Origin of the sequence: Streptomyces sp. NBC_00459, from assembly GCF_036013955.1 — a bacterium.
Lineage (GTDB): Bacteria > Actinomycetota > Actinomycetes > Streptomycetales > Streptomycetaceae > Streptomyces.
In genome coordinates this window covers 2,148,144-2,169,831 of sequence record NZ_CP107903.1, presented here as the reverse complement: position 1 = coordinate 2,169,831, position 21,688 = coordinate 2,148,144, and the positions used below count along the sequence as shown (strand labels likewise).

The window sequence follows — 21,688 nt, the reverse complement described above, 5'->3', positions numbered from 1 at the left end:
CCAGCAGAGCTTGACCTCAACCTTGGTCGAGGTCGGAGGCTGGTCGGCGTGAGCATCGATGCCGATCAACGGAGGCTGCCATGACCCGTCGTACCGACGCATACCCCGACCTCACCCGCCCGGACGTCGAAGCGCCCTTCTTCAGTACCTGGCGGGTCGGTACACCCGAGCGGCAGCGGGAGACGGTCGACGCGATCGCCGCGACCTGGGAGCGCCGGGCCTGGCCGGTGCGGGGAGGGCTCGGTTACTTCGTCTACGCCGGTCATGACGGGACCACTCTGCTCCACCACTCCCAGTGGGCCCGCGAGCAGGACTACGAGGCCTTTCTCAAGACCCAGCGGCAGGAGCGCGTCGACGAGATCGACACCGCCGTGCCGGGGATCGAGCGGGTCGCTCTCGACCGGTACCGGCGGTACCGCAGCCAGGAGCGGGCCACCGGGGACGTGCGCGTTCCCGGGCTCGTCGTGACCGTCCGGATCGACTTCGAGGAAGGAGCCGCGGAGCGGCGGCGCGAGTGGGTCGACCTGGTGCTCGGTGCCCTCGCCGAGTCGCTGGAGAGCGACCGCGGGCTCATCTCGGCCCACTTCCATCTGAGCCAGGACGGCACCCATGTCCTGAACTACGCGGAGTGGGAGAGCCCGGAGTCCTACGAGGTGGCCGTCGCCGACCCGGGGGAGGGCGCCGAGGTGGTCGGCGCGCTGTGGGAGCGCGTGCGGACGCATCCCGCGGTGAAGTCGGTGACGGGCAGTCGGTACTCGTACGTCCTGGGGCTCGTCCCCGAATGAGCCTGCCTGGACGATCCGGCCCGAATGAGCCTGTCTCGCCGAGGTCTCACCGAAGACTTTTCTCCCCTGGACAAAAAAAGTGTTCGGTGAGACGGTGGAGCCATGCTGGACGTCACCGTGATCGAGGACCCGGCGGCCGCCGCCGTCTCGCTGGACCCCATAAGGGGCCGGCTGCTCGCCGAGCTGGCCGCCGGACCCGCGTCGGCGGCCATGCTGGCCGGCAAGGTCGGACTGCCGCGGCAGAAGGTGAACTACCACCTCAAGGCGCTGGAGCGGCACGGACTGGTCGAGCTTGCCGGGGAGCGCCGCAAGGGCAATGTCACCGAGCGGCTGATGCGGGCGACCGCCGCGTCGTACGTCATCTCGCCGCTCGCCCTGGCCGCAGTGCAGCCCGATCCCGACCGTTTCAGGGACCAGCTCTCCGCGCGCTGGCTGCTGGCGGTCGGGGCACGGCTGGTGCGGGACGTCGGGGCACTGATCACCGGCGCGACGAAGGCCCGCAAAGGGCTCGCCACGTACGCGCTGGACGGCGAGGTGCGCTTCGCCTCGGCGGCCGAACGGGCCGCGTTCATCGAGGAGTTGACGGCGGGAGTCGCCGCGCTGGTGCGCAAGTACGACTCGCCGGACGCCGACACCGGCCGCGACCACCGGATCGTCGTGGCCGTCCATCCCACCCTCAAGCAGACCGAGTTGGCACCGTGAACGGCAAGGAGCCCGCCATGCCCAAGGAATTCGAGATCGCCCGTGAGTTCGAGGTCGACGCCACGCCCGAGGAGGTGTGGGCGGCGATCACCACCGGGACCGGTGGATATCTGTGGCCGATGGAGCCGCCGGAGCCACGGGTCGGTGGCAAGGGGCCCTTCGGGTCCGAGGTCACCGCCTGGGACCCGCCGCACCGCTACACCAACCGCGTCGAGGACGTCGAGGGCATCTCCGAACAGACCCTCAACCAGCTCGACTACACCGTCGAGCCGCGTGACGAGGGCCGACGGGCCTGGGTGCGTTACGTGCACAGCGGGATCTTCGTCGACGACTGGGACAACCAGTACGACGGCGCCGCCAAGCACACCGACTTCTATCTGCACACCCTGCGCGAGTATCTCGTCCATTTCGCGCCCCGGCCGGTCGCCTTCGCCACCTTCGACGGGCCCGAGGGCTCCAGGACTCCTGACGCCCTCGCCGTCGTCGCGCGGGCGCTCGGGCTCGGGGAGGACGTGGCCGCCGGTGCGCGGGTGACCGTCCGGGGGCCGGATGTGTTCGAGGCCGTGGTCGACTTCCGCAACCCCTACTTCATCGGGCTGCGCACGGACCGGGGACTCACCCGCTTCTTCGGGCGGAACCACTGGGGCTACCCGGTGGGCATCTCCCTGCACGACTTCACGCCGGGTGCCGAGAGCGGCGAGATCAAGGAGTGCGAGGCCGCCTGGCAGGACTGGCTGAACGGTGTGTTCAGCCAGTCCTGAGACAAGCTCCGTACTACCGCCGGGAGTTACGGCTGGTCACGGCTGGAACCGCAGCACCTGCGGGTCGTGGTCGCTGATCTGGTCGTTGAACTCCGAGTTGATGTGCACGGAGTCGTAGTCGAAGTCGCAGCCGCGGCTGATCGACGGGCTGACCAGGATCTGGTCCAGGACCTGGCTGTTGCCCTGGTAGTCGTAGGTGTAACGCTCGCTCTTCGGCAGCGACTTGATCGCCGACCACAGCGCGCCGCCGTCCTCCAGCAGCTTGGCGGTGTCGGAGAACTCGAAGTCGTTGATGTCGCCGAGCGTGATCACGTCCGCGTTCTTCTGGACCTTCAGGATGTCCTTGACGAACGTGTTCACCGCGGTCGCCTGGAGGTGACGCTGGGTCTCCGAGCTGCGCGTCGGCGGCTGGAACTGCGAGGTGAGGCCCTGGTCGCCGCCCTTCGAGGAGAAGTGGTTGGCGATCAGGATGACGGTCTTGCCGCGGAAGACGAACTCGCCCGCGAGCGGCTTGCGGCTGTTCGTCCAGGCCGCGTTGGCCGGGTCTATTCGGCCCGGCGAGAGGGTCAGGGCCGCCTTGCCGTGGTCCTTGGTGACACCGGTGGCGGTCGTGGCGTCGCCGCCGGGCCGGTCGGTGAAGGAGACCCGCGCCGGGTTGAACAGGAACACCTGACGGATGTTGCCGCCGGGCTCGCCGCCGTCCGCGAGGTCCACCGGGTCGATGGAGCGCCAGTCGTACGCCGGGCCGCCCGCCGCGACGATCGCGTCGATCAGCTTCTTGACCGTCTGGTCGGCGGCGACCGTACCGTCCTTCGTCGCGCCGTTGTTGTCCTGGATCTCCTCCAGGGACAGGATGTCGGGCGACTGCAGGTTGTTCACGATCGCGGCGGCGTGCGCGGCGAAGGAGCCGTCCGACGGGTCGAGGTTCTCGACGTTGTACGTCGCCACCGCGAGCTCGTTCCGCGACTGCTTGCGGGTCGTCTCGCGCTTCAGGCCGCCCTGCTTGAGGGTGCCGATCTCGTTGGCGACGAGCGTGTAGCCACCGAACTGGTTGTAGTCCAGCGGGCCGGTCGTGGCGCCCTTGAGGCTGTCGCCGACGTTCGCGGTCGGGAAGTCGGCGACCGCGCCCAGGGACTGGATCTGGAGTCGGCCGGTGTTCTGCGAGGTGTACGCGCCGTAGACCGTGCCGCCGCGCCGGTTGTCGTTCTCGTCCGGCTTCACCGTGACCCACAGCTCGGTGTACGGGTCGGTGGCGGTGACCACGCGGGCGTTCTTGACCTGGACGTTCATGCCCTCCAGGGACTCGTAGTAGTCCAGGGCGTACTTCTTGGGCCGCAGCGTCAGCGCGTTCACCGAGCCGCTCGCGGCGGTGTCGCCGGCCGGGGTGTACGCGGCCGGTACGGACCGGGCGTCGACGACGACCGGGGCCGGGACCGCGTTGCCGCTGGAGACGACGGTGACCGTCGGCTTGACGATCTCCGTCACCGCCTGGTTGCCGGTCGAGACACCGCCGGGCACGAACTCCGAGACCGTGCCGGTGACGGTGACCGAGTCGCCGACGGCGACGGTCGGCTTGGAACTGGTGAAGACGAAGACGCCCTCGCTGGTGGCCGGGTCGGCGTCAGGGGCCGTGTCCTGGATCCAGAAACCGCGCGACGAACCGTAGGTACGGACGCCGGTGACGATTCCCGCCACGTCCGTGACCTTCTGGCCCGCGAGCGGGGAGAGGCGCGTGGTGCCCTGGATGTCATGAATGTGCACGGTGTCGGCGTGTGCGGCCGACGGGACCACGACCATGGTGGCGACCGTGGAGCAGACAGCGGCGACAGTGAGCGCGGCAAGACGCGCAGAAGACTTGCTCGGCAACGGGATCCCTCCGGGGACAAACGTGGGTGCCGGGACGAAAGTGACAAGGGTGGTGCAGTGGGGGGAACGCGACCTGCTGGGCGGCTGGCGACGCGCGTAGACATCCGGTGAACACTCGGTACGGAAGGCTCCGTGCCGAAGGTTCGGCACCAGGCGATCGGCAGTGAACGCCCGGCTTGGGAGAACAGTGAACATGATGGGGCACGGTGGAAGGCAAGAGGGTGCGGTGAATCGGCACCCTCTCCACTTCTACGCGCGTCAATCTCCTGCCTGGTCAGGCCACTTGTCAAGGTTTCAGCCATCTAGCAGCCCTGACAGGTACATGAACCGGGCGGCATGGTGCCAAATCCGTCTAGGCTGAGCGGCTGAGTCGTACGGCCTTCAACGCAACGTCGTACGGTCGTCAGACGCCGTCGTCGGACTCCGGACGCTTACCGGGTGCCGCCGTACGGCCATTCGGGCGCCTGAGGAGAAAACAGCCGATGTCAGACAGCTCCCCCCTGCCGCCGGTGCGACTGCACTCCGAAGCGGAACTGGCGCGGGACGCGCTCGCCGCCCCGCTGGTCTCCCGCGCCGTGCGCCTCGCCCGCTGGGCCGGACCGGACACCCGGGTCGAGACCGGCGGCGTACTCGTCGAGGAGCAGCTCCCGGCGGCGGCTCAGGAGCTTGGGCTGATCGGCGGCGAGGGCGCGGTCGACGTGGGTGACGTGAGTGTCGAGGACGCGCTCGCCAGTGCCAGTGAGGCCTGGCGGGTCGCCGTGGACGCCGGGCTCATCGAGGTCGTCGACGAGGACGAGGGCACCGTCACGGTGGGCGAGGACCTGGCGCTGCTCACCTCCGGGTCGCCTCACGAGGTGCTCGGGGTGTGGCTCGGGGCGCTGGAGACCGTCCTCGCCGACGCGAGCGTGCCCGACCTCGACGATCTCGTCGACGCCATGGGCGAGGGCGGCGAGGTCGACTTCTCCCGGCTGGACTGGGACCCCGACGCGGAGGCCGACTTCCTCGACGGTGTGCTCGCCAACCTGTACCTGCTGAGCGTCAGCGAGGGCGGCCCCGCCGACGTCCCGGTGCCGCTGCCGGCGCTGGCCGCGTCCATGGTCGTACCGAGCGACATGGGCGAGCCCACCAATGACGTCCTGGAGCAGGTCTCGGACATGATGATGCGCCTCGACGACCAGTTCAGGCTGCTCGAACCCGTCGGGCTCGTCGCATACCGGCCCGTCGACGAGGCGCTGATGGCGGACATCGACGACACCGCCGAGGGGGCGACGGCGGGCGACGAGACCGACGTCTCCCGCTACGGCATGGTGCGGCTCACCCCGCTCGGCCTGTACGGCGTACGGGCGCGGCTGCTGGAGTCGGGCTTCGAGGCGCCCGCCGTCGGAGACCTCGCCGAGAAGGGCGCGGACGCGCTGCTCGACGGCACGGCGGCCTTTCCCGCCACGGCAGCGCGGGCCGAGACCGAACAGTGGCTGACGCGCCGCGAACCCCTCGCCGCCGCAAGGGAGTTGCTCGCGGCGGCCCGGGGCGGCGACGCCGGAGCACCACTGCGACGGCTGCACTGCCAACAGGCCCTGTCCCTCGTCGGCGGCGAGGCCGAGCCCGCGCTGCGCGAGGTCCTCGACGACGCCGAACTCGGCGGCCTCGCCCGCGTCTGGCTCAGTGAGTACGGCGCGCCGGACGTGCCGGCCCCGTCCGAGGCGATGGTGTTCTGGCTGACCATCGACACGGTGGCCGCGCAGCTGGCGGCCGAGGGCAACTCGGCGGAGCTGCGCGGGCTGGTGGAGGGGCTGGCGCAGCAGCACGGGGCGTTCTTCGAGGCGGCCTGGCGCGTCGAGCACCCGGCGACGGCGGATGTGCTGGAGGCGATGGGGCGGCTGCATCCGGACAAGCGGGTGGCCAAGGAGGCGCGGAAGGCGGCGTTCAAGGCGAGGTCGCAGCAGCTGGGCTGAGCGGGTGCGGGTTCTGTGGGGTGAGCTGCGGACCGACTCCGACTGCGGGTGCGTCGTGGCTTGTCGCGCAGTTCCCCGCGCTCCTCGGCGCTGCCCCTTCGGGGCAGCTGCCCCGTGAAGTCGGGTTCCGTTCAAGTGGCGTTCAGGTGTTGGCGGGACCGTGGCGTCGAACCGAGTGCGCCGCCCCCCGCCGTCACAGGAGACACCATGTCGCTCACCCGCAGGGACTTCACCAGACAGTCCGCGATCACCGGCGCCGGGGTCGCGCTGGCCGGCACCGTCGGCGCCCTCGCCACCGCGCCGAACGCCCTCGCGTCCACGGAGACCGAGAACGCGGCCGGGGAACCGGCGGACCGGCACGGGCACCACGGAGTCGGCTACGGCCCGCTCCTGCCCGACCCCAAGGGTCTGCTGGCGCTCCCCGCCGGATTCTCGTACCGCGTGATCACCCACAGCGGGAAGACCAAGCTGGACTCCGGCGAGATCACCCCGTCCAACCATGACGGGACCGCCGCCTTCGAGGGCCCGCGCGGGACCACCCTCCTCGTCAACAACCACGAGCTGAAGGGTCCGCGCGCCAACTGGAAGTACCCGGTGCCGCTCACCGAGGGCCTCGTCTACGACCCCGCGGCGTCCGGTGGCTGCACGGTCGTCGAGGTGCGTCCCGGCGGCCATGTCGCCGAGTGGGTGGGTATCGCCGGTACCTCCACCAACTGCGCGGGCGGCAGCACCCCTTGGGGCACCTGGCTCACCTGCGAGGAGAACTCCGACCGCGCCGGCGTCAACGGCATGACCAAGGACCACGGGTACGTCTTCGAGGTCGACCCCTGCGACAGGCGCGCCAACCGGAACCCCAAGCCCCTGAAGTTCTTCGGGCGTTACGACCACGAGGCCGTCGTCATCGACCCCAAGCGCGGCCACGCCTACCTCACCGAGGACGCCGCGTCCCCCAACGGACTTCTCTACCGCTGGACCCCGCCGCAGCACTTCCACTACGGCCACGGCGCCTTCCGCACCCTCTCCGACACCGCGGGCACCCTCCAGGCGCCCAAGTGCTTCGACTCCGCGGGCCAGTTCGTCGACGACCTCTCCCGCGCCACGAAGATCGGCACGGTCTACGGAGTCGACTGGGTGGACGTACCCGACCGCGACGCCCGGACCGTCGCCGTGCGCAAGCAGTTCGGCGACGGGGAGATCACCCGGGCCCGCAAGCTCGAAGGCATGTGGTGGGGCGACGGCGGCACCTACATCGTCTCCTCGTACGCCCGCGCCGAGAGCCCCGTCCAGCACGACGGCCAGGTCTGGTTCTACGACCCCAAGCGCCGCACGCTCACCCTGAAGGTCCTGCTGGGCGTGAACCCCGACCCGTCTGCCGACGGTGCCTTCGACGGCCCCGACAACATCACCGTCTCCCCGTACGGCGGCCTGGTCATCGCCGAGGACGGCGAAGGCGTCCAGCACCTGTTCGGCGCGACGGACAGCGGACGGACGTATCCGATCGCCCGCAACGAACTCAACGCGGGTACCGAAGAGGCTCCGGAATACAGCGAGTTCACGGGGGTCACCTTCTCGCCCGATGGCAGGACCTTGTACGCGAACATCCAGACGCCGGGAATCATGCTCGCGATCACCGGACCCTGGAAGCGGCAGAAGCGCGGATAATTAATTGGGTCGCCCGGCCCGCGGCACGCCTCCTAGAGTGATGAACGTCCAGGTGCGAAGGCAGGACCTACTTCCACTCATAATGGGGCGGCCGCGGGTTCGAGTCCCGTCACCGGCACAACGCGCCGGTGTAGCTCAGGGGTTAGAGCACCTACGTCGGTTCCGCCGGCTTCGATCTCTGGACACCCAGAACTTCATGCACCTCCCGGTGCGCTATTCGATCTCGGGGAGGCGCAGCAATAGGTGGGTGCCCGGTGCGCAGGCAGCGGATACTTCGGGAACTGGTGGGGTTGACTCCTCGTGCGGGTTCGAATCCCGTCATCGGCCGAGGGCCGATGTGGCGGAACGGAAGACGCGCCAGTTTATAAGCAACCGTCGCCGATTTCGACCTCGGTCATCCTCCTATTGCTGTGCCTCCCTCCAAAACCGTTCCACGCACGAAGTGCTGGCGAATGGGGGGAAATTCATCATGGCGCGATTCAACACCAAGGCCGCCAAGGCGCAGCCCACTTCGCGGGTCACCTCGACAGGGCGCGTACTCCGGACGTACCAGGGCGGCCGCGGCCGTGAGCGGGACGAGCGCTCGGAGCTTTTCCTGCTGTCGCTCGCCAACTTCGTCGCACAGAAGACCTTCTACGAGAGCGGCGAGGACCGGGACGACCGGTTCGCCGCGCTCGTACGCCGGCTCGCCGTCACCGACCCGGCGTGGACGGCCGGCCTCCTCGGCTGGCTGCGCGGCGAGGGCAACCTCCGTACGGCCGCCATCGTGGGCGCCGCCGAGTACGTCAAGGCCCGCCTCGACGCGAACGCCACCGACGGCCCCACGAACCGTCAGGTCATCGACTCCGTACTGCGCCGACCGGACGAGCCCGGCGAACTGCTCGCCTACTGGACCTCCCGGTACGGCCGGAACATCCCCAAGCCGGTGAAGCGTGGCGTCGCCGACGCCGTACGACGGCTCTACAGCGCCAAGTCGCTGCTCAAGTACGACACGGCGTCCAAGGGTTACCGCTTCGGCGACATCCTCAACCTCGTGCACGCGGCGCCGGACCCGGACAAGCCGTGGCAGGGCGAGCTGTTCCAGTACGCGCTGGACCGGCGCCACAACCCGGACACGGCCGTCGTCCCCAAGTCCCTGCCCGTCCTCACCGCACACCGGGACCTGATGGCGCTGCGGCCCGCGAAGCGGCGCAAGGTCGTGACCGGGGCGCACGGCGCCGAGCGGCTGGCGGAGGCGGGTATGACCTGGGAGACGCTGGCCGGCTGGCTCCAGGGGCCGATGGACAGGGCCGCCTGGGAGGCTGTCATCCCGTCCATGGGAGCGATGGCCCTCGTCCGGAACCTGCGGAACTTCGACGAGGCGGGAGTGAGCGACGAGGTCGCGGCACGGGTCGCGGCGAAGATCAGTGACCCGGCCGAGGTCGCGCGCTCGCGGCAGTTCCCCTTCCGGTACCTCGCCGCGTACCGGCACGTACCTTCGCTGCGCTGGGCGTACCCGCTGGAGCAGGCGCTCGGGCACTCGCTGGCCAACGTGCCGGCGCTGGGCGGTCGGACGCTCGTCCTCGTCGACCGCTCGGGTTCCATGTTCTACTCCCGCCTGTCCGAGCGCTCGGAACTCACCCGGGCCGACGCGGCGGCGATCTTCGGCTCGGCGCTCGCACTGCGGGCGGCGGACGCGGATCTCGTCGAGTTCGGTACGTCGAGCAAGCGCGTGAAGTACCGCAAGGGCGAGTCGGTGCTGAAGATCCTGGACCGTTTCGGCGACCTGGGCGGCACCGACACCACCGAGGCGGTCCGGCGCCACTACCGAGGGCACGACCGGGTCCTGATCGTCACGGACGAGCAGTACGCGCACAGCGTGCACGGCGATCCCACCGAGCAGGTGCCGGCCGACGTCCCGGTCTACACCTGGAACCTCGCCGGATACCGGGCGGGCCACGGCCCGTCGGGGACGGCGAACCGGCACACGTTCGGCGGGCTCTCGGACGCGGCCTTCCGGATGATTCCGCTGCTGGAAGGCGCGCGTGACGCGGACTGGCCGTGGGTCGGGGCCGGGGTCCGCTGAGTCGAGTCGACAGCTGCCTGGACGGGTGTGGCCCGCACTTCGGTGCGGGCCACACCCTTGTGCGCCCGCGTTTCTGACATCTAACATTTCAGTTGTGGAAGCGATACGACCCGTCGCCCGGACCCTGCTCAGGGACCGCGCGTACGAAGCGATCCGGGACGCCATCGTCTCCGGGGAGATCGAACCCGGTGCCGTGGTGCGCGACGCCGAACTCGCCGAGCGGCTCGGGCTGTCCCGGGCGCCGGTGCGTGAGGCGTTCTCGCGGCTGGTCGACGAGGGGCTGCTGGAGAGCAAGCCGCAGAGCTACACGAAGGTGACGCCGGTCGTGGCCGCCGACGTGCGGGACGCCGCGGCCGTGGTCGGGGCCATGCACGAGCTGGTCACGCGGATCGCCGTACCCCGGCTGTTCGCCGCGGACGTCGAGGCGATGCGCACGGCCAACGAGCGGTTCGCGGCGGCCGTCCGCGCCGGTGACGTGGAGTCCGCCCTGCGCGCCGACGACCAGTTGCACGACGTCCTGGTGCGAGTCAGCGGCAATCGGGCGGCGGCTGCCACGGCCGCGCGCTACACACCACTCATCCGCCGCCTGGAGCGGCGACGCTTCAGCGAGGGCGGCAACTGTCGTTCGGCCGGACTGCACGACCGGCTCCTCGATGCCTGCGCGGCCGGGGACGTGGACGAAGCGGTCCGTGTCACCGCGGAGATCTGGCGCGGGCTGGCCGAACTCGCCGACAGCGACTGACCCGACTCTCGGAGGACCCCATGTCCCTTGACTCGTACGAGCGTTACCCCCTCCTCTTCGGACCCTCGCCCGTGCACCCCCTGGAGCGGCTCACCGCGCATCTCGGCGGCGCCTCGCTCTGGGCCAAGCGGGAGGACTGCAACTCCGGCGTCGCGTACGGCGGCAACAAGACGCGCAAGCTGGAGTACCTCGTCGCCGACGCCCTCGCCCAGGGCTGCGACACCCTTGTCTCGATCGGCGGTGTGCAGTCCAACCACACCCGCCAGGTCGCAGCCTGCGCCGCCCGTGCCGGGCTCAAGTGCGTTCTCGTGCAGGAGAGTTGGGTGGAGTGGCCCGACTCCGTCTACGACAAGGTCGGCAACATCCTGATCAGCCGGCTCGCCGGGGCCGATGTGCGGTTGGTGCGCGCCGGGTTCGGCATCGGCTTCAAGGAGAGCTGGGAACTGGCGCTGCGGGAGGTGGAGGAAGGGGGCGGCAAGCCGTACGCGATTCCGGCGGGCGCCTCCGACCACCCCTTGGGCGGACTCGGGTTCGCCGGTTGGGCGTACGAAGTCGCCGAGCAGGAGCGGGAGTTGGGGGTCTTCTTCGACACGGTCGTGGTGTGCTCGGTGACCGGGTCGACCCAGGCCGGCATGGTCGCCGGGTTCGCGGCGCTGGAGGAGGCGGGTGGCCGTTCGCGGCGCGTGCTCGGCATCGACGCGTCGGCGGCGCCCGCCCGGACCAGGGAGCAGATCGCGCGGATCGCCCACAACACCAGCCAACTCATCGGCGTCAAGCGGGAGTTGACGCAGGCGGACGTCGAGCTGGACGAGCGCTACCACGCGGGTACGTACGGGATCCCCGACGACACGACCCTGGACGCGATGCGGCTCGCCGCCCGTACGGAGGGGATGGTCACCGATCCCGTGTACGAGGGGAAGTCGATGGCCGGGATGGTCGATCTGGTGGTGCGAGGAGAGATCGGGCGGGACTCCACCGTGCTGTACGCGCACCTGGGCGGGCAGCCGGCGCTGAACGCGTACAGCGCGCTGTTCTAGTCCGGGACTGCGGACGGGTTCTGGTTTCGGAAGGGGCCTGTCGTCGTGAAGGCGAGTTCGGCGAAGCGTTCGCCGATGCGGCGGTGGGTGGCCGCGTCCGGGTGGAGGTGGTCGGGCAGGGGGAGTTCCGCGAAGTCGGACTCCCCGTACAGGGCGCGGCCGTCGAGGTGGTGGAGGTTGGGGTCGTCAGCCGACCGCTGTTTCGCGATGCGGGACAGCTCCTCCCGGATGACGTTGAGCGTCAGCTTGCCGGTCGCGCGCTCGGCGGGGTCGCCCATGGGCTGGAAGCGCAGTTCACCCGCGCCGATCGTGGAGAGATCCAGTGCGGTGGGGCCCGGGGTGTCCTCGTGCATGGGGCAGTAGAGGGGCGAGACGAGCAGGAGCGGTGTGGCCGGGTGGCCCTCGCGGATGGTGTCGAGGAAGCCGTGGACCGCCGGGCCGAAGGCACGCAGACGCATCAGATCGGTGTTGACCAGGTTGATGCCGATCTTGACGCTGATCAGGTCGGCGGGGGTGTCGCGCATCGCCCGGGCGGTGAACGGGTCGAGCAGGGCACTGCCGGCCAGGCCCAGGTTGATCAGTTCCACGCCGCCGAGGGACGCGGCGAGCGCGGGCCAGATGCCGGTGGGGCTCGTGGCGTCGGAGCCGTGGCTTATCGAACTGCCGTGGTGCAGCCAGATCTTGCGGCCCCGGTCGGCTGCGGTCATGGGTTCCACGGGGGCGTCGGTGCGCAGGGCGACGAGCTCGGTGGTCTCGTTGTGGGGCAGCCAGATCTCGATGCTCTTCATGTGCTCCGGCAGGCCGGTGAAGCTGAGGGTGCCCGGCGGGCCGGGTTCGTGCGTCGCGGTACCGGCGGTCATGTCTACGGTCACCGTGTTCCCGCCGCCGGTCACGGTGGACCGGGCGGTCAGCCGGCCGTCGACGAGCAGGTCGTACACGCCCTCGGGGCGGGGTGGGGCGCCCACGTAGACCCGTCTGGTGGGCAGCGCGTCCAGCTCGACAGAGGTCGCCCGGGTGCGGAAGACCAGCCGTATGCCGGAGGGCTGGGATTCCGCAGCGGCGAGCTGTGGGTCCGTGCACTGGGCGCGGGCCCGGGCGGGCAGACGGTGGGGGAGCACGCCATGGGGCGTGTGTTCCAGGTCGAGGGCCCCACGTACGAGGTCCGCGGTGATGTGCGTGGTCGTCCACTCGGGCTCGGTGTGCATGTCAGTCCTCGGCCTGTCGGTCAACGGGTGGGAAGGGTCGGCCAGTTGCGCAGCAGGGCGTCGAGGGCGTCCAGGACACGGGTCCAGCTCTCCTCCGAATCGGGGGCGCTGTGGCTGAAGCCGCCTGCCGTTTCCAGGCTGGAGTATCCGTGGAAGACGCTGCCCAGAAGGCGGACCGCGTGGGTCTGGTCGGGCTCCGCCAGGTCGTAGCCGCGCAGGATCGCCCGCGTCATCTGGGCGTGCCGGACACCCGCGCCGGCGGCAGCCGTCTCGGGGTCGAGCCGCATCCGGGCGGCGGCGGCGCGGCCAGGATGCTCCCGGCCGTAGTTGCGGTAGACGTTCGCGAAGGCGGTCAGGGCGTCCTTGCCGGCCCGTCCGGCCACGGCGTCGGCGGCCAGGTCGGCGAGTTCCTCCAGTGAGAGGAGGGCGATCCTGGTCCTGAGGTCCTGGCTGTTCTTGACGTGCGAGTACAGACTCGCGACCTTGACGCCGAACCGCCGGGCGAGCTCCGAGGCGGTCACCTGGTCGAAACCGATCTCGTCGGCGAGTTCTGCTCCGGCTCTGGTCAGGCGTTCCGCGGTGAGTCCTACGCGTGCCATGACCCTCCTCCTGTTTGGCTAAGGCAAATATAGGTTTGCCTAAAAGATATAGGCAAATTAGCCTGCCGTTATGGAGCCGCTGACTGAGCAAGAGATCCGTGCCGCGTTCGTGAACTGCACGAAGGGCGAGGCGCAGCGCCTGTCCGTGCCGCGCGACCTGGCCGACCGGCCCTGGGAGGACCTGGACTTCCTCGGCTGGCGGGACCCCCAGGCTCCCGACCGCGCCTACCTCGTCACCGAGCTGGACGGCCGGGTGACCGGCCTCGCCCTGCGCGCTTCCGCGCCCGCCTTCGGGCAGTCGCGGCGCAGCATGTGCTCGATGTGCCTCACCTCGCACACCGCAGGCGTGGCCCTGATGGTCGCGCCGAAGGCGGGGAAGGCCGGGAAACAGGGCAACTCGGTGGGTGCGTACATATGCGGCGACCTCTGCTGCTCGCTGTATGTGCGGGGCAGGAAGGACGCGGGCGCCGGGTCGCGACTCCACGAGACGATCACTCTGGAGGAGAAGATCCGGCGGACCGTGGGGAACGTCGCCGCGTTCGTCGTCAAGGTGACGGCTTGACGTTGGAGCGCGATGACGGGGTGGTGGTGCCGCCCCACGGTCCGCTTCGGTGGGTAGTTGGGTAGTTGGGGGTTGGGTTGCGCGTGGTTACAGGGACTGGGCTGCCGGTTTCACCATGCCCCTGACCGTGCGGGACTTGACGAAGTCGCCGATGGCCGTCATCTCCCACTCGCCCGAGAACTGCTTGATCATCTTCGCCATCATCACGCCCGTCTGCGGTTCGGCGCTGGTCAGGTCGAAGCGGACCAGTTCCTCGCCCGTCGTCGCGTCCAGGAGACGGCAGTACGCCTTCGCCACTTCGGTGAACTTCTGACCGGAGAAGGAATTGACCGTGAAGACCAGACCGGTGACCTCCTGGGGGAGACGGCCCAGGTCGACCACGATGACCTCGTCGTCGCCCCCGCCCTCGCCCGTGAGGTTGTCGCCGGAGTGCTTGATCGCGCCGTTGACGATGGAGAGCTTGCCGAAGTAGCAGCTGTCGATGTGGTTGCGCTGCGGGCCGTACGCGATGACCGACGCGTCCAGGTCGATGTCCTTGCCCCGGTAGGCCGGCTCCCAGCCGAGGCCCATCTTGACCTGGGAGAGCAGCGGCCGGCCGCCCTTGACCAGGGACACGGTCTGGTTCTTCTGGAGGCTTACGCGGCCCTTGTCGAGGTTGATCTTTCCGGCGCCCAGTGGCGGGGCGGGGGGAGCCGGGGGTGCCGCCGGCGCGGGGGGAGAGGAGAACGACCCGGCCGGGGCGGGCGGTGCCATCGGGGGCGCGGGGGGCTGGACCGGGGTCGGCTGCACGGCCGGTGCCGCGGCCGGTGCCGGTTCCTCCACGCTCACGCCGAAGTCCGTGGCGATGCCGGCCAGGCCGTTCGCGTAGCCCTGGCCGACCGCGCGGGCCTTCCAGGCGCCGTTGCGGAGGTAGATCTCGACGATCACCAGGGCCGTTTCCGAGCCGAGCCGCGGGGGTGTGAACGTGGCCAGGACGGAGCTGTCGGCCGCGTTGCGGATCGTGGCTGTCGGTTCGATGCCCTGGAAGGTCTGGCCCGCGGCGTCCGGGCTCGCCGTGACGACGATCTTCTCGATGCCCGGGGGGACGGCGGCGGTGTCGACCGTGATCGAGTCCGGGGCGGTGCCGCCGCCGGATCGGTAGGTCACACCGGGGCCGGTCGGCTGGTTGTAGAAGATGAAGTCGTCGTCGGAGCGCACCTTGCCGTCGGCGGTGAGCAGCAGGCTCGATACGTCGAGCCGCACCGGGGCAGCGACGTCCACCGTCACTCGGGCGACGGGAAGAGGGATGTTCGAGCCGGGGGTCATAGCTGTCATGACCGGTGAACGAGCGGGCCCGCTTTACCGTTCCCTTACCCGGCGGCCAACTGGGTCAGTGGCGGTTGCGGGGGTGGTTGCGGGCCGTCCGCTCGTTGCCGCGCTTGTAGTTGCCGGTCCAGCGGGCCATGACCAGCTGGGGGTCGCCGGATTCCACTTCCGCGAGGAACTCGGTGGCTCTCGGGCCGCGGAGGGTGGTGGCGGGGTGGGCGCCGTGTGTGATCTTGACTGTGCCGTCGGGGTGGTGGGTGTAGGCGAAGCCGTTGGGGCGGGGCATGGAGGGATGGTAGGCGGGTGGGGTGGGTCCCGCCGAAGGGTTTTCGCCCTCGCCGCCCCTACCCGTCCCTCCTCCGTTCCGAGGAAGGCACCCGGGTTTGTCCGCGCAGACCGGCGCCGGTGAGTCGAACCTGCTCACGCACACGACGATCCGGGTTCCGCACGCGGCCACGTCGGCCGGCACGACGATGCTTCCGTACTCGCTGGAGTCCCGGGTGTCCTGCTCATCCGTGCACCGAGCCGTTCCGGATCATCAAGCTCGCGCAGCAGCGCCAGCGAATCCACTTCGCTCTCGGGCATGCGGGCATGCGGGCATGCGGGCATGCGGGCATGCGGTCAATCTTGCCGAGCCGGCCACAGCTGGGGCGGCTCTGGGCACGACCACGCTCTCCGTCCCCGACACCACCCGTTCAAGATCAGTAGCCGGCGGTGGACTGCCGGGCAGCCTGGAGTAGACGGTCGAGGTTGCCGAAAGCAGCGGCGCTGCCAAGGGGGTTGGCGTAGTCGCGGGAGTGCACGATCAGTCCGTCCCGAACGCGCATGACCATGATGTAGCGGTTGGTGAACGACCGTCCGGTGGGGACCGCTGTGGCGTGGTAGTCGTACTCGGCGATCACGACTTCCGGGTCGGCCGTCTCGTGCAGGGCGACGGGGTCGATCCGTTCGACCCGTATCGACGGCGCGAAGTTCCTGAACCGCGCGCGGTGCCCCGCGCGGCCCTCGAAGCGCAGCGGGACGCCGGGGTGAGGTCCGAACGGCATCTCGATCACGGAGTCCTCGGCATACAGGTCGGCGAGTTCGTCGGGGGTGCCCTCCGAGGCGACCCGGAGGAAGCGCTCGGCGACCTCGCGCGGGCTGGGTGCGCTGACTTCGGTCATGGGGGACTCCAGAGCTTAGAATCGGAACGCACGGCCCGATTGAAGTTACGGAACGATCGCCCCGGTTGTCAATCGAGGATCTATGGGAGAAGAGAGGCCGACTGTCATGGCGGACGCGGACACTCAGACAGGTCGGCGGTCGCGTGCCGACGCCCGTCGCAATCGGGCCCGGGTGCTGCGGGCCGCCGAGGCCGCATTCGCCGCCGAGGGGGCTGACGTCCCGCTGGATGAGGTGGCCCGTCGAGCCGGGGTCGGCGCGGGTACCGTCTACCGTCATTTCGCCAGTAAGGAGGCCCTGTTCGAGGCCGTCATCGTTGACCGCATCGCGCGGATGGCCGCGGACACCCGCACGATGACCGCGGCTGATGATCCTGGCGCGGCCTTCTTCACGTTCTTCACCGAGATGGTTGAGCGAGTCACGTTCAACAAGGCCCTGGTCGCAGCGTTGGACGGCCGGGCGCAGATCCGCCCCGCGGTGGTCTCCGGTTTGAAGCGGGAGTTTCGCGAGGCGGTCGCCGCACTGTTGCTGCGGGCCCAACAGGCGGGGGCGGTGCGTGCGGACGTGGACGACGCCGACGTGGTCGCGCTGGCGACCGGCTGTATCGCCATGGAAGCCGGCCGGGGCTCAGCCGGGCGCATGGTGGCCCTGGCCTGCGACGCGTTGCGCCCGGCAGCCGCGACCGAACTGCCGGCCGCCATGACGGAACCCGGGTCGGAAACCGAGTCGGCACCGAGCGCACCCGACCGTAACGAAAGTGACCCATCAGGCTGTAACGAAACCGGCGAGGGATTCTGCCCTGTGTGCGGCGGCCCGCTGCCGGTCGCGGCAACTGGTCGTCCCCGCAGATACTGCAGCGATGCCTGCCGCCAGAAGGCCCATCGGTTGCGCGCTCGCTAGAACCAGGTCCGGTGTCGCGCCGTCCCGAAGAGCCGGCTTCGAATCGTGCGGTGCGTGTGCGGGGCGAAGGGCGTCCTCGTGCTCGGCTTGTTCGGGCGCCGGACCGGCCCCGGGACCTGGGCCTCGGTCACCGGACGCGTTGAGGTGCGGTGAACGGTGGGTGGGCGGGTGGGAAACGGCCTACGGCACCACCACGATCTTCCGGCCCACGCCCGAGGCGAACTGGTCCAGGGCCTGGGGGTACTGGTCCAGCGGCAGACGGTCGCTGATGAAGACCTCGGGGTCCAGGACACCCGCCGCGAACAGCTCCGCCGCCCGTTCGAAGCTGTGCAGTACCGCCATCGACCCCGTGATGGTGATCTCCTGGTTGTAGACGCGGTACGGGTCGATCGTGACCCGGGTCGCATAGTCCGCCACGCCGAACTGGAGGAACGTGCCCGCCTTCGCGACCCGGTCCAGACCGTCCTGGATCGCCGCCGCGTTGCCCGTCGCGTCCACCACCACGTCCCAGCCCTGTGGCCGCTCCAGCTCGTCGGCGTTCGTCGCCGAACCCGATACGCCCAGCAGCTGGGCCGTCGACAGGCGCCGGGCGTTGATGTCCACCATGTCGACACTCGCCGCGCCCGTCCGCTTGGCCAGCTCCAGCATCATCAGGCCCATCGTTCCCGAGCCGTAGATGAGGACGCGGGCACCCAGGCGGCTCCGGAGTACGTCGTAGCCCCGTACCGCGCACGACAGCGGCTCCACCAGCGCCGCGTCCTGGGTGCGGATGTGTTCCGGCAAACGTACGCAGTTCGCGACCGGCGCCACCGCGTACTGCGCCGCACCGCCGGCCGTCGTCACGCCGATCGCCGCCCAGCGTTCGCAGAGGTTGTTGTGGCCGGTGCGGCAGTAGCGGCACTCGTGGCAGTAGAGGGAGGGGTCCACCGCCACACGGTCGCCCACCGTCAGTTCCGTGACCGACGTGCCCACCCCCACCACCGTCCCCGCGAACTCGTGCCCCGGCACGATCGGCAGCGTGGGGGCGAACTCGCCTTGGAGGATGTGCAGGTCGGTGCCGCACAGGCCGCAGGCCGCGACCTCGACGACGACCTCGCGGGGGCCGGGTGTCGGGTCCGGGACCTCCAGGACGATGGCCTTGCCCACGGACTCGATGACGGCTGCCTTCACTTCACGGCTCCCAGTGACAGGCCCTGGACCAGTTTGTCCTGGGCGGCGAACCCCGCGGCGAGCACCGGCAGGGAGATGACGAGCGACGCGGCGCACACCTTCGCCAGGAACAGGCCCTGGCTGGTGATGAAACCGGTCAGGAAGACGGGGGCCGTCTCCGCGACCACACCCGTCAGCACCCGCGCGAACAGCAGCTCGTTCCAGCTGAAGATGAAGCAGATCAGTGCCGTCGCGGCTATGCCGGGGAGGGCTATCGGGGCGACGACCCGGGTGAGGACCGTGGGCAGCCTCGCCCCGTCCACCCTTGCCGCCTCGATGATCGCCACCGGGACCTCGGAGAGGAAGGACTGCATCATCCACACCGCGATCGGCAGGTTCATGGAGGTGTAGAGGATGACCAGCAGCCAGATGTTGTCCAGCATGTCCGTGTTCTTGGCGAAGAGGTAGATCGGGAGCAGGCCCGCAACCACCGGCAGCATCTTCGTCGACAGGAAGAAGAACAGGACGTCCGTCCACTTCCTCACCGGGCGGATCGACAAGGCGTACGCCGCCGGGAGTGCCAGTACCAGCACGAACAACGTCGATGTCACCGACGCCACGGTCGAGTTGATCAGGGACGGCCACGGGCTCGCGCCGCCTCCCGTGCCGAAGAACTCGCGGTAGCCGTCGAGGGTCAGTGCGGCGCCGAAGGACGGCGGGTTGGTCGCCGCGTCCTCCTCCGAGTGGAAGGACGTCAGGGCCATCCACGCGATCGGGAGGACGAAGAGGATGCCCGCCAGCCAGGCCAGCAGACCCAGGCCCGCTCCCCGGGTGCGGCGCGGACGTACACCTTTGGCGGTCTCGCTCATGCTCGGGACGCCTCCTCTCGGAACAGGGACGACACCACGCGCAGGGCGAAGGTCGCGATGATGATCGAGCCGATGACCACCAGGACACCGGCCGCGGAGGCCAGGCCGTTCTCATGGGCCTGGTAGAAGCTCTGGTAGACGGTGTAGGGGAGGTTCGCCGTGCCCAGGCCGCCCGAGGTGATCGTGAAGACCGCGTCGAAGTTCTGGACTATGTAGATCGAGCCCAGGAGTGCCCCCAGTTCGAGGTAGCGGCGCAGGTGGGGGAGGGTCAGATGGCGGAAGATCTGCCAGTCGTTCGCGCCGTCCACCTTCGCCGCCTCGATCTGCTGCTGGTCGCGGCTCTGCAGTCCCGCCAGCAGGATCAGCATCATGAACGGCGTCCACTGCCAGACCAGTGAGGCCTCCACCGCGAGCAGCGGGGTGTTGGAGATCCAGTCCGGCTGCGGGCCTCCGACGTAGTGCAACAGGCCGTTCAGCAGGCCGTATTCGGGGTTGTAGAGCACGTGCTTCCAGAGCAGGGCCGCCGCCACCGGGACCACCAGGAAGGGGGCGATGAGGAGGGTGCGGACCATGCCCCTGCCGCGGAACCTGCGGTCCAGGAGGAGAGCGAGACCCAGGCCCAGGATCAGGCTGGCCAGGACCACCGCCGCGGTGAGCAGGACCGTCGTCCACACGGAGTGGCGCAGGTCCGCGTCGGTCAGGACCTCCGTGTAGTTGGCGAAGCCCGTGAAGTGGCGGGCCTTCGGGTACAGCGAGTTCCAGTCGAAGAAGGAGATCACCAGCGTGGCCACGAACGGGAGTTGGGTCACGGCGATCATGAAGATCAGGGCGGGGAGGAGTGGGGCTCGGGTCGCCCAGGCGCGCATGCGGTTCGAGGGGCGCTTGTCGGCGCGTACGGATGGTGCGGCGGTGGTCGGGGCTGTCGTCGTCGCGGTCATCGTCCCTCGTACTCCTCGGAGATCTCCTCTGCCAGCTTCTGGGACTTCCTCAGGGCCGACTTGACGGACTGGCGTCCGGCGATGGCCGCGCTGATCTCCTGCGAGACCCTGGTGCCGAGATCCGTGAACTCGGGGATGCCGACGAACTGGATGCCGGGTGCCGGGCGCGGCTGCACTCCGGGGTCGTCGGGGCGTGCGCCCTCGATGGCCTCCTTCGTCGTCTCCTGGAAGGCGGCGGCCTCCTGGCGGTAGGCGGGGTTCTCGTACGTCGACGCGCGCTTGCCCGCCGGGACGTCGGACCAGCCGATCTCGTCGCCGACCAGCTGTTCGTACTGCTTGCTGGACGCCCAGGACACGAACTTCCAGGCGTCGTCGGGGTTTCGGGAGGCCTGCTGGATGCCCCAGGCCCAGGTGTAGAGCCAGCCGGAGGACTCCGTCTTCTCGACGGGGGCCGGCACGTAGCCGATCTTTCCCTTGACGGGGGAGTTCGCCGATTCCAGGGAGCCGGCCGCGGACGTGGCGTCGTACCACATGGCGGCCTTGCCCTGGGTCATGTTGTTGAGGCACTCGGCGAAGCCGGCCTGGGGGGCGCCGGACTCGCCGTGCTCGCGGACCAGGTCGACGTAGAACGTCACCGCCTGCTTCCACTCCGGGGAGTCGAGCCGGGCCTTCCAGTCCTTGTCGAACCAGGTGCCGCCGAAGGTGTTCACCACCGTGGTGAGGGGTGCCATGACCTCGCCCCAACCCGGCAGTCCGCGCAGGCAGATGCCCTTCATGCCAGGCTCGGCGCCGTCGGCCTCGGCCGCCAGGTCGGCGACCTGGGTCCACGTGGGGTGCGGGGGCATGGTGAGGCCCTTCGCCTCGAACACGTCCTTGCGGTACATCAGGAAGGACGACTCGCCGTAGAAGGGCTGGCCGTACAGCTTGTCGTCGTCGCCCGTGAGGGACTGGCGCATCGGTTTGAGGACGTCCTGCTCGTCGTACGCGCCGTCCTTCGCGACGTACGTGTTCATCTCGTGCAGCCAGCCGTTGCGGGCGTAGATCGGGATCTCGTAGTTGGAGAGGGTCGCCACGTCGTACTGGCCCGCCTGGTTGGCGAAGTCCTGGCTGATCTTGTCGCGGACGTCGTTCTCGGGCAGGACGGTGAAGTTGACCTTGATTCCGGTCGCCTTGGTGAAGTGGGCCGCGGTGAGCTTCTGCAACTCGACCATCTGCGGGTTGTTCACCATCAGGACGTTGACGGCGTCGCCGCCGGAACCGGACCCGCCCGCTCCGGCCCAGCAGCCGGAGAGCAGCGGGGCGAGCAGCGTCCCTGCGGCGGCCAGGGCGAGTGCGGCTCGCGGCCTCCGTCGGCTCGGGGTTCGCATGGATCGCTCCTGGAGATATGGGGGCATAACGGGCTCGTGCGGGCGTGGGGGTGCCAGTAAG

Annotated in this window: 20 protein-coding genes and 1 tRNA gene; 11 read left to right on the top strand and 10 right to left on the bottom strand. The window is 69.6% G+C overall.

All coding sequences use genetic code 11. The features are described 5' to 3' along the window. Window positions 1–80 precede the first annotated feature (80 nt). The 3 genes from OHN74_RS09425 to OHN74_RS09415 all read left to right on the top strand — a co-directional run bounded on the left by OHN74_RS09425 (window position 81) and on the right by OHN74_RS09415 (window position 2,248). Window positions 81–785, top strand: coding sequence for an antibiotic biosynthesis monooxygenase (locus tag OHN74_RS09425; RefSeq protein WP_327694073.1), 705 nt, complete (start codon window positions 81–83; stop codon window positions 783–785). A gap of 102 nt (window positions 786–887) precedes the next feature. Continuing rightward, window positions 888–1,487: an ArsR/SmtB family transcription factor gene (locus OHN74_RS09420; protein WP_327694072.1), complete on the top strand. Its 600-nt coding sequence runs from the start codon at window positions 888–890 to the stop codon at window positions 1,485–1,487. 17 nt (window positions 1,488–1,504) lie between these two features. Continuing rightward, window positions 1,505–2,248, top strand: a complete 744-nt coding sequence (locus tag OHN74_RS09415) for an SRPBCC family protein (RefSeq protein WP_327694071.1) — start codon at window positions 1,505–1,507, stop codon at window positions 2,246–2,248. A gap of 36 nt (window positions 2,249–2,284) precedes the next feature. On the opposite strand, the gene OHN74_RS09410 is transcribed toward OHN74_RS09415, so the two are convergent. Continuing rightward, window positions 2,285–4,114: an endonuclease/exonuclease/phosphatase family protein gene (locus OHN74_RS09410; RefSeq protein ID WP_327694070.1), complete on the bottom strand. Its 1,830-nt coding sequence runs from the start codon at window positions 4,112–4,114 to the stop codon at window positions 2,285–2,287. Window positions 4,115–4,596: 482 nt separating this feature from the next. Between OHN74_RS09410 and OHN74_RS09405 the strand changes: the two genes are divergently transcribed. The 6 genes from OHN74_RS09405 to OHN74_RS09380 all read left to right on the top strand — a co-directional run bounded on the left by OHN74_RS09405 (window position 4,597) and on the right by OHN74_RS09380 (window position 11,572). Then, window positions 4,597–6,066, top strand: coding sequence for a hypothetical protein (locus tag OHN74_RS09405; protein ID WP_327694069.1), 1,470 nt, complete (start codon window positions 4,597–4,599; stop codon window positions 6,064–6,066). Between the two features lie 207 nt (window positions 6,067–6,273). Beyond that, complete coding sequence (locus OHN74_RS09400) at window positions 6,274–7,728, top strand: alkaline phosphatase PhoX (RefSeq protein ID WP_327694068.1); 1,455 nt, start codon at window positions 6,274–6,276, stop codon at window positions 7,726–7,728. Window positions 7,729–7,773: 45 nt separating this feature from the next. Next, window positions 7,774–7,843: transfer RNA gene (locus tag OHN74_RS09395), tRNA-Met, on the top strand. Window positions 7,844–8,197: 354 nt separating this feature from the next. Next, window positions 8,198–9,793, top strand: coding sequence for a TROVE domain-containing protein (locus OHN74_RS09390; RefSeq protein ID WP_327694067.1), 1,596 nt, complete (start codon window positions 8,198–8,200; stop codon window positions 9,791–9,793). A 94-nt stretch (window positions 9,794–9,887) separates the two neighbouring features. Next, window positions 9,888–10,535, top strand: coding sequence for a GntR family transcriptional regulator (locus tag OHN74_RS09385; RefSeq protein ID WP_327694066.1), 648 nt, complete (start codon window positions 9,888–9,890; stop codon window positions 10,533–10,535). 20 nt (window positions 10,536–10,555) lie between these two features. Then, complete coding sequence (locus OHN74_RS09380; RefSeq protein ID WP_327694065.1) at window positions 10,556–11,572, top strand: 1-aminocyclopropane-1-carboxylate deaminase; 1,017 nt, start codon at window positions 10,556–10,558, stop codon at window positions 11,570–11,572. Here OHN74_RS09380 and OHN74_RS09375 read toward each other — a convergent pair. Together OHN74_RS09375 and OHN74_RS09370 are read right to left on the bottom strand one after the other, a co-directional pair. After that, on the bottom strand, window positions 11,569–12,777 hold the full coding sequence (locus OHN74_RS09375) for a GDSL-type esterase/lipase family protein (RefSeq protein ID WP_327694064.1): 1,209 nt from the start codon (window positions 12,775–12,777) through the stop codon (window positions 11,569–11,571). The genes OHN74_RS09380 and OHN74_RS09375 overlap by 4 nt on opposite strands. A 20-nt stretch (window positions 12,778–12,797) precedes the next feature. After that, on the bottom strand, window positions 12,798–13,376 hold the full coding sequence (locus OHN74_RS09370; protein ID WP_327694063.1) for a TetR/AcrR family transcriptional regulator: 579 nt from the start codon (window positions 13,374–13,376) through the stop codon (window positions 12,798–12,800). A gap of 70 nt (window positions 13,377–13,446) precedes the next feature. Here OHN74_RS09370 and OHN74_RS09365 point away from each other — a divergent pair, with 70 nt between their 5' ends. Then, window positions 13,447–13,938, top strand: coding sequence for an FBP domain-containing protein (locus tag OHN74_RS09365; RefSeq protein ID WP_327694062.1), 492 nt, complete (start codon window positions 13,447–13,449; stop codon window positions 13,936–13,938). A gap of 87 nt (window positions 13,939–14,025) precedes the next feature. Here OHN74_RS09365 and OHN74_RS09360 read toward each other — a convergent pair whose 3' ends face one another. The 3 genes from OHN74_RS09360 to OHN74_RS09350 all read right to left on the bottom strand — a co-directional run bounded on the left by OHN74_RS09360 (window position 14,026) and on the right by OHN74_RS09350 (window position 16,406). After that, window positions 14,026–15,243 (bottom strand): TerD family protein, encoded by a 1,218-nt coding sequence (locus OHN74_RS09360; RefSeq protein ID WP_327700053.1) that lies wholly within the window; start codon window positions 15,241–15,243, stop codon window positions 14,026–14,028. Between the two features lie 64 nt (window positions 15,244–15,307). Then, window positions 15,308–15,529 carry a hypothetical protein gene (locus OHN74_RS09355; RefSeq protein WP_164316274.1) on the bottom strand — a complete coding sequence of 74 codons (222 nt, stop codon included), beginning with the start codon at window positions 15,527–15,529 and terminating at the stop codon, window positions 15,308–15,310. A gap of 415 nt (window positions 15,530–15,944) precedes the next feature. Then, window positions 15,945–16,406, bottom strand: a complete 462-nt coding sequence (locus tag OHN74_RS09350) for a nuclear transport factor 2 family protein (protein ID WP_327694061.1) — start codon at window positions 16,404–16,406, stop codon at window positions 15,945–15,947. 106 nt (window positions 16,407–16,512) lie between these two features. On the opposite strand from OHN74_RS09350, the gene OHN74_RS09345 reads away from it, so the two are divergent. Beyond that, window positions 16,513–17,304 carry a TetR/AcrR family transcriptional regulator gene (locus tag OHN74_RS09345; protein WP_327694060.1) on the top strand — a complete coding sequence of 264 codons (792 nt, stop codon included), beginning with the start codon at window positions 16,513–16,515 and terminating at the stop codon, window positions 17,302–17,304. A gap of 180 nt (window positions 17,305–17,484) precedes the next feature. Here OHN74_RS09345 and OHN74_RS09340 read toward each other — a convergent pair whose 3' ends face one another. From OHN74_RS09340 to OHN74_RS09325, 4 genes are read right to left on the bottom strand one after another with little or no spacing between them, the layout of a single operon-like run. Then, window positions 17,485–18,474: a zinc-dependent alcohol dehydrogenase family protein gene (locus tag OHN74_RS09340; protein WP_327694059.1), complete on the bottom strand. Its 990-nt coding sequence runs from the start codon at window positions 18,472–18,474 to the stop codon at window positions 17,485–17,487. After that, on the bottom strand, window positions 18,471–19,322 hold the full coding sequence (locus OHN74_RS09335; protein WP_327694058.1) for a carbohydrate ABC transporter permease: 852 nt from the start codon (window positions 19,320–19,322) through the stop codon (window positions 18,471–18,473). The genes OHN74_RS09340 and OHN74_RS09335 overlap by 4 nt, the downstream gene beginning before the upstream one ends. Beyond that, the gene (locus OHN74_RS09330) at window positions 19,319–20,260 is read right to left on the bottom strand and encodes a carbohydrate ABC transporter permease (protein WP_327694057.1); all 942 of its coding nucleotides are present in this window, start codon (window positions 20,258–20,260) and stop codon (window positions 19,319–19,321) included. Before OHN74_RS09330 ends, OHN74_RS09335 begins: the two co-directional genes overlap by 4 nt. After that, the gene (locus tag OHN74_RS09325; protein WP_327694056.1) at window positions 20,257–21,627 is read right to left on the bottom strand and encodes an ABC transporter substrate-binding protein; all 1,371 of its coding nucleotides are present in this window, start codon (window positions 21,625–21,627) and stop codon (window positions 20,257–20,259) included. The genes OHN74_RS09330 and OHN74_RS09325 overlap by 4 nt, the downstream gene beginning before the upstream one ends. Window positions 21,628–21,688: the final 61 nt, after the last annotated feature.

What these genes read in the sequence shown, in the direction of transcription:
- OHN74_RS09390 (WP_327694067.1), top strand. Translation starts at nt 8,198, where the DNA reads ATGGCGCGATTCAACACCAAGGCCGCCAAGGCGCAGCCCACTTCGCGG.
- OHN74_RS09350 (WP_327694061.1), bottom strand. Translation starts at nt 16,406, where the DNA reads ATGACCGAAGTCAGCGCACCCAGCCCGCGCGAGGTCGCCGAGCGCTTC.
- OHN74_RS09345 (WP_327694060.1), top strand. Translation starts at nt 16,513, where the DNA reads ATGGCGGACGCGGACACTCAGACAGGTCGGCGGTCGCGTGCCGACGCC.
- OHN74_RS09370 (WP_327694063.1), bottom strand. Translation starts at nt 13,376, where the DNA reads ATGGCACGCGTAGGACTCACCGCGGAACGCCTGACCAGAGCCGGAGCA.
- OHN74_RS09360 (WP_327700053.1), bottom strand. Translation starts at nt 15,243, where the DNA reads ATGACCCCCGGCTCGAACATCCCTCTTCCCGTCGCCCGAGTGACGGTG.
- OHN74_RS09420 (WP_327694072.1), top strand. Translation starts at nt 888, where the DNA reads ATGCTGGACGTCACCGTGATCGAGGACCCGGCGGCCGCCGCCGTCTCG.
- OHN74_RS09400 (WP_327694068.1), top strand. Translation starts at nt 6,274, where the DNA reads ATGTCGCTCACCCGCAGGGACTTCACCAGACAGTCCGCGATCACCGGC.
- OHN74_RS09425 (WP_327694073.1), top strand. Translation starts at nt 81, where the DNA reads ATGACCCGTCGTACCGACGCATACCCCGACCTCACCCGCCCGGACGTC.
- OHN74_RS09365 (WP_327694062.1), top strand. Translation starts at nt 13,447, where the DNA reads ATGGAGCCGCTGACTGAGCAAGAGATCCGTGCCGCGTTCGTGAACTGC.
- OHN74_RS09355 (WP_164316274.1), bottom strand. Translation starts at nt 15,529, where the DNA reads ATGCCCCGCCCCAACGGCTTCGCCTACACCCACCACCCCGACGGCACA.
- OHN74_RS09380 (WP_327694065.1), top strand. Translation starts at nt 10,556, where the DNA reads ATGTCCCTTGACTCGTACGAGCGTTACCCCCTCCTCTTCGGACCCTCG.
- OHN74_RS09335 (WP_327694058.1), bottom strand. Translation starts at nt 19,322, where the DNA reads ATGAGCGAGACCGCCAAAGGTGTACGTCCGCGCCGCACCCGGGGAGCG.
- OHN74_RS09405 (WP_327694069.1), top strand. Translation starts at nt 4,597, where the DNA reads ATGTCAGACAGCTCCCCCCTGCCGCCGGTGCGACTGCACTCCGAAGCG.
- OHN74_RS09415 (WP_327694071.1), top strand. Translation starts at nt 1,505, where the DNA reads ATGCCCAAGGAATTCGAGATCGCCCGTGAGTTCGAGGTCGACGCCACG.
- OHN74_RS09325 (WP_327694056.1), bottom strand. Translation starts at nt 21,627, where the DNA reads ATGCGAACCCCGAGCCGACGGAGGCCGCGAGCCGCACTCGCCCTGGCC.
- OHN74_RS09375 (WP_327694064.1), bottom strand. Translation starts at nt 12,777, where the DNA reads ATGCACACCGAGCCCGAGTGGACGACCACGCACATCACCGCGGACCTC.
- OHN74_RS09330 (WP_327694057.1), bottom strand. Translation starts at nt 20,260, where the DNA reads ATGACCGCGACGACGACAGCCCCGACCACCGCCGCACCATCCGTACGC.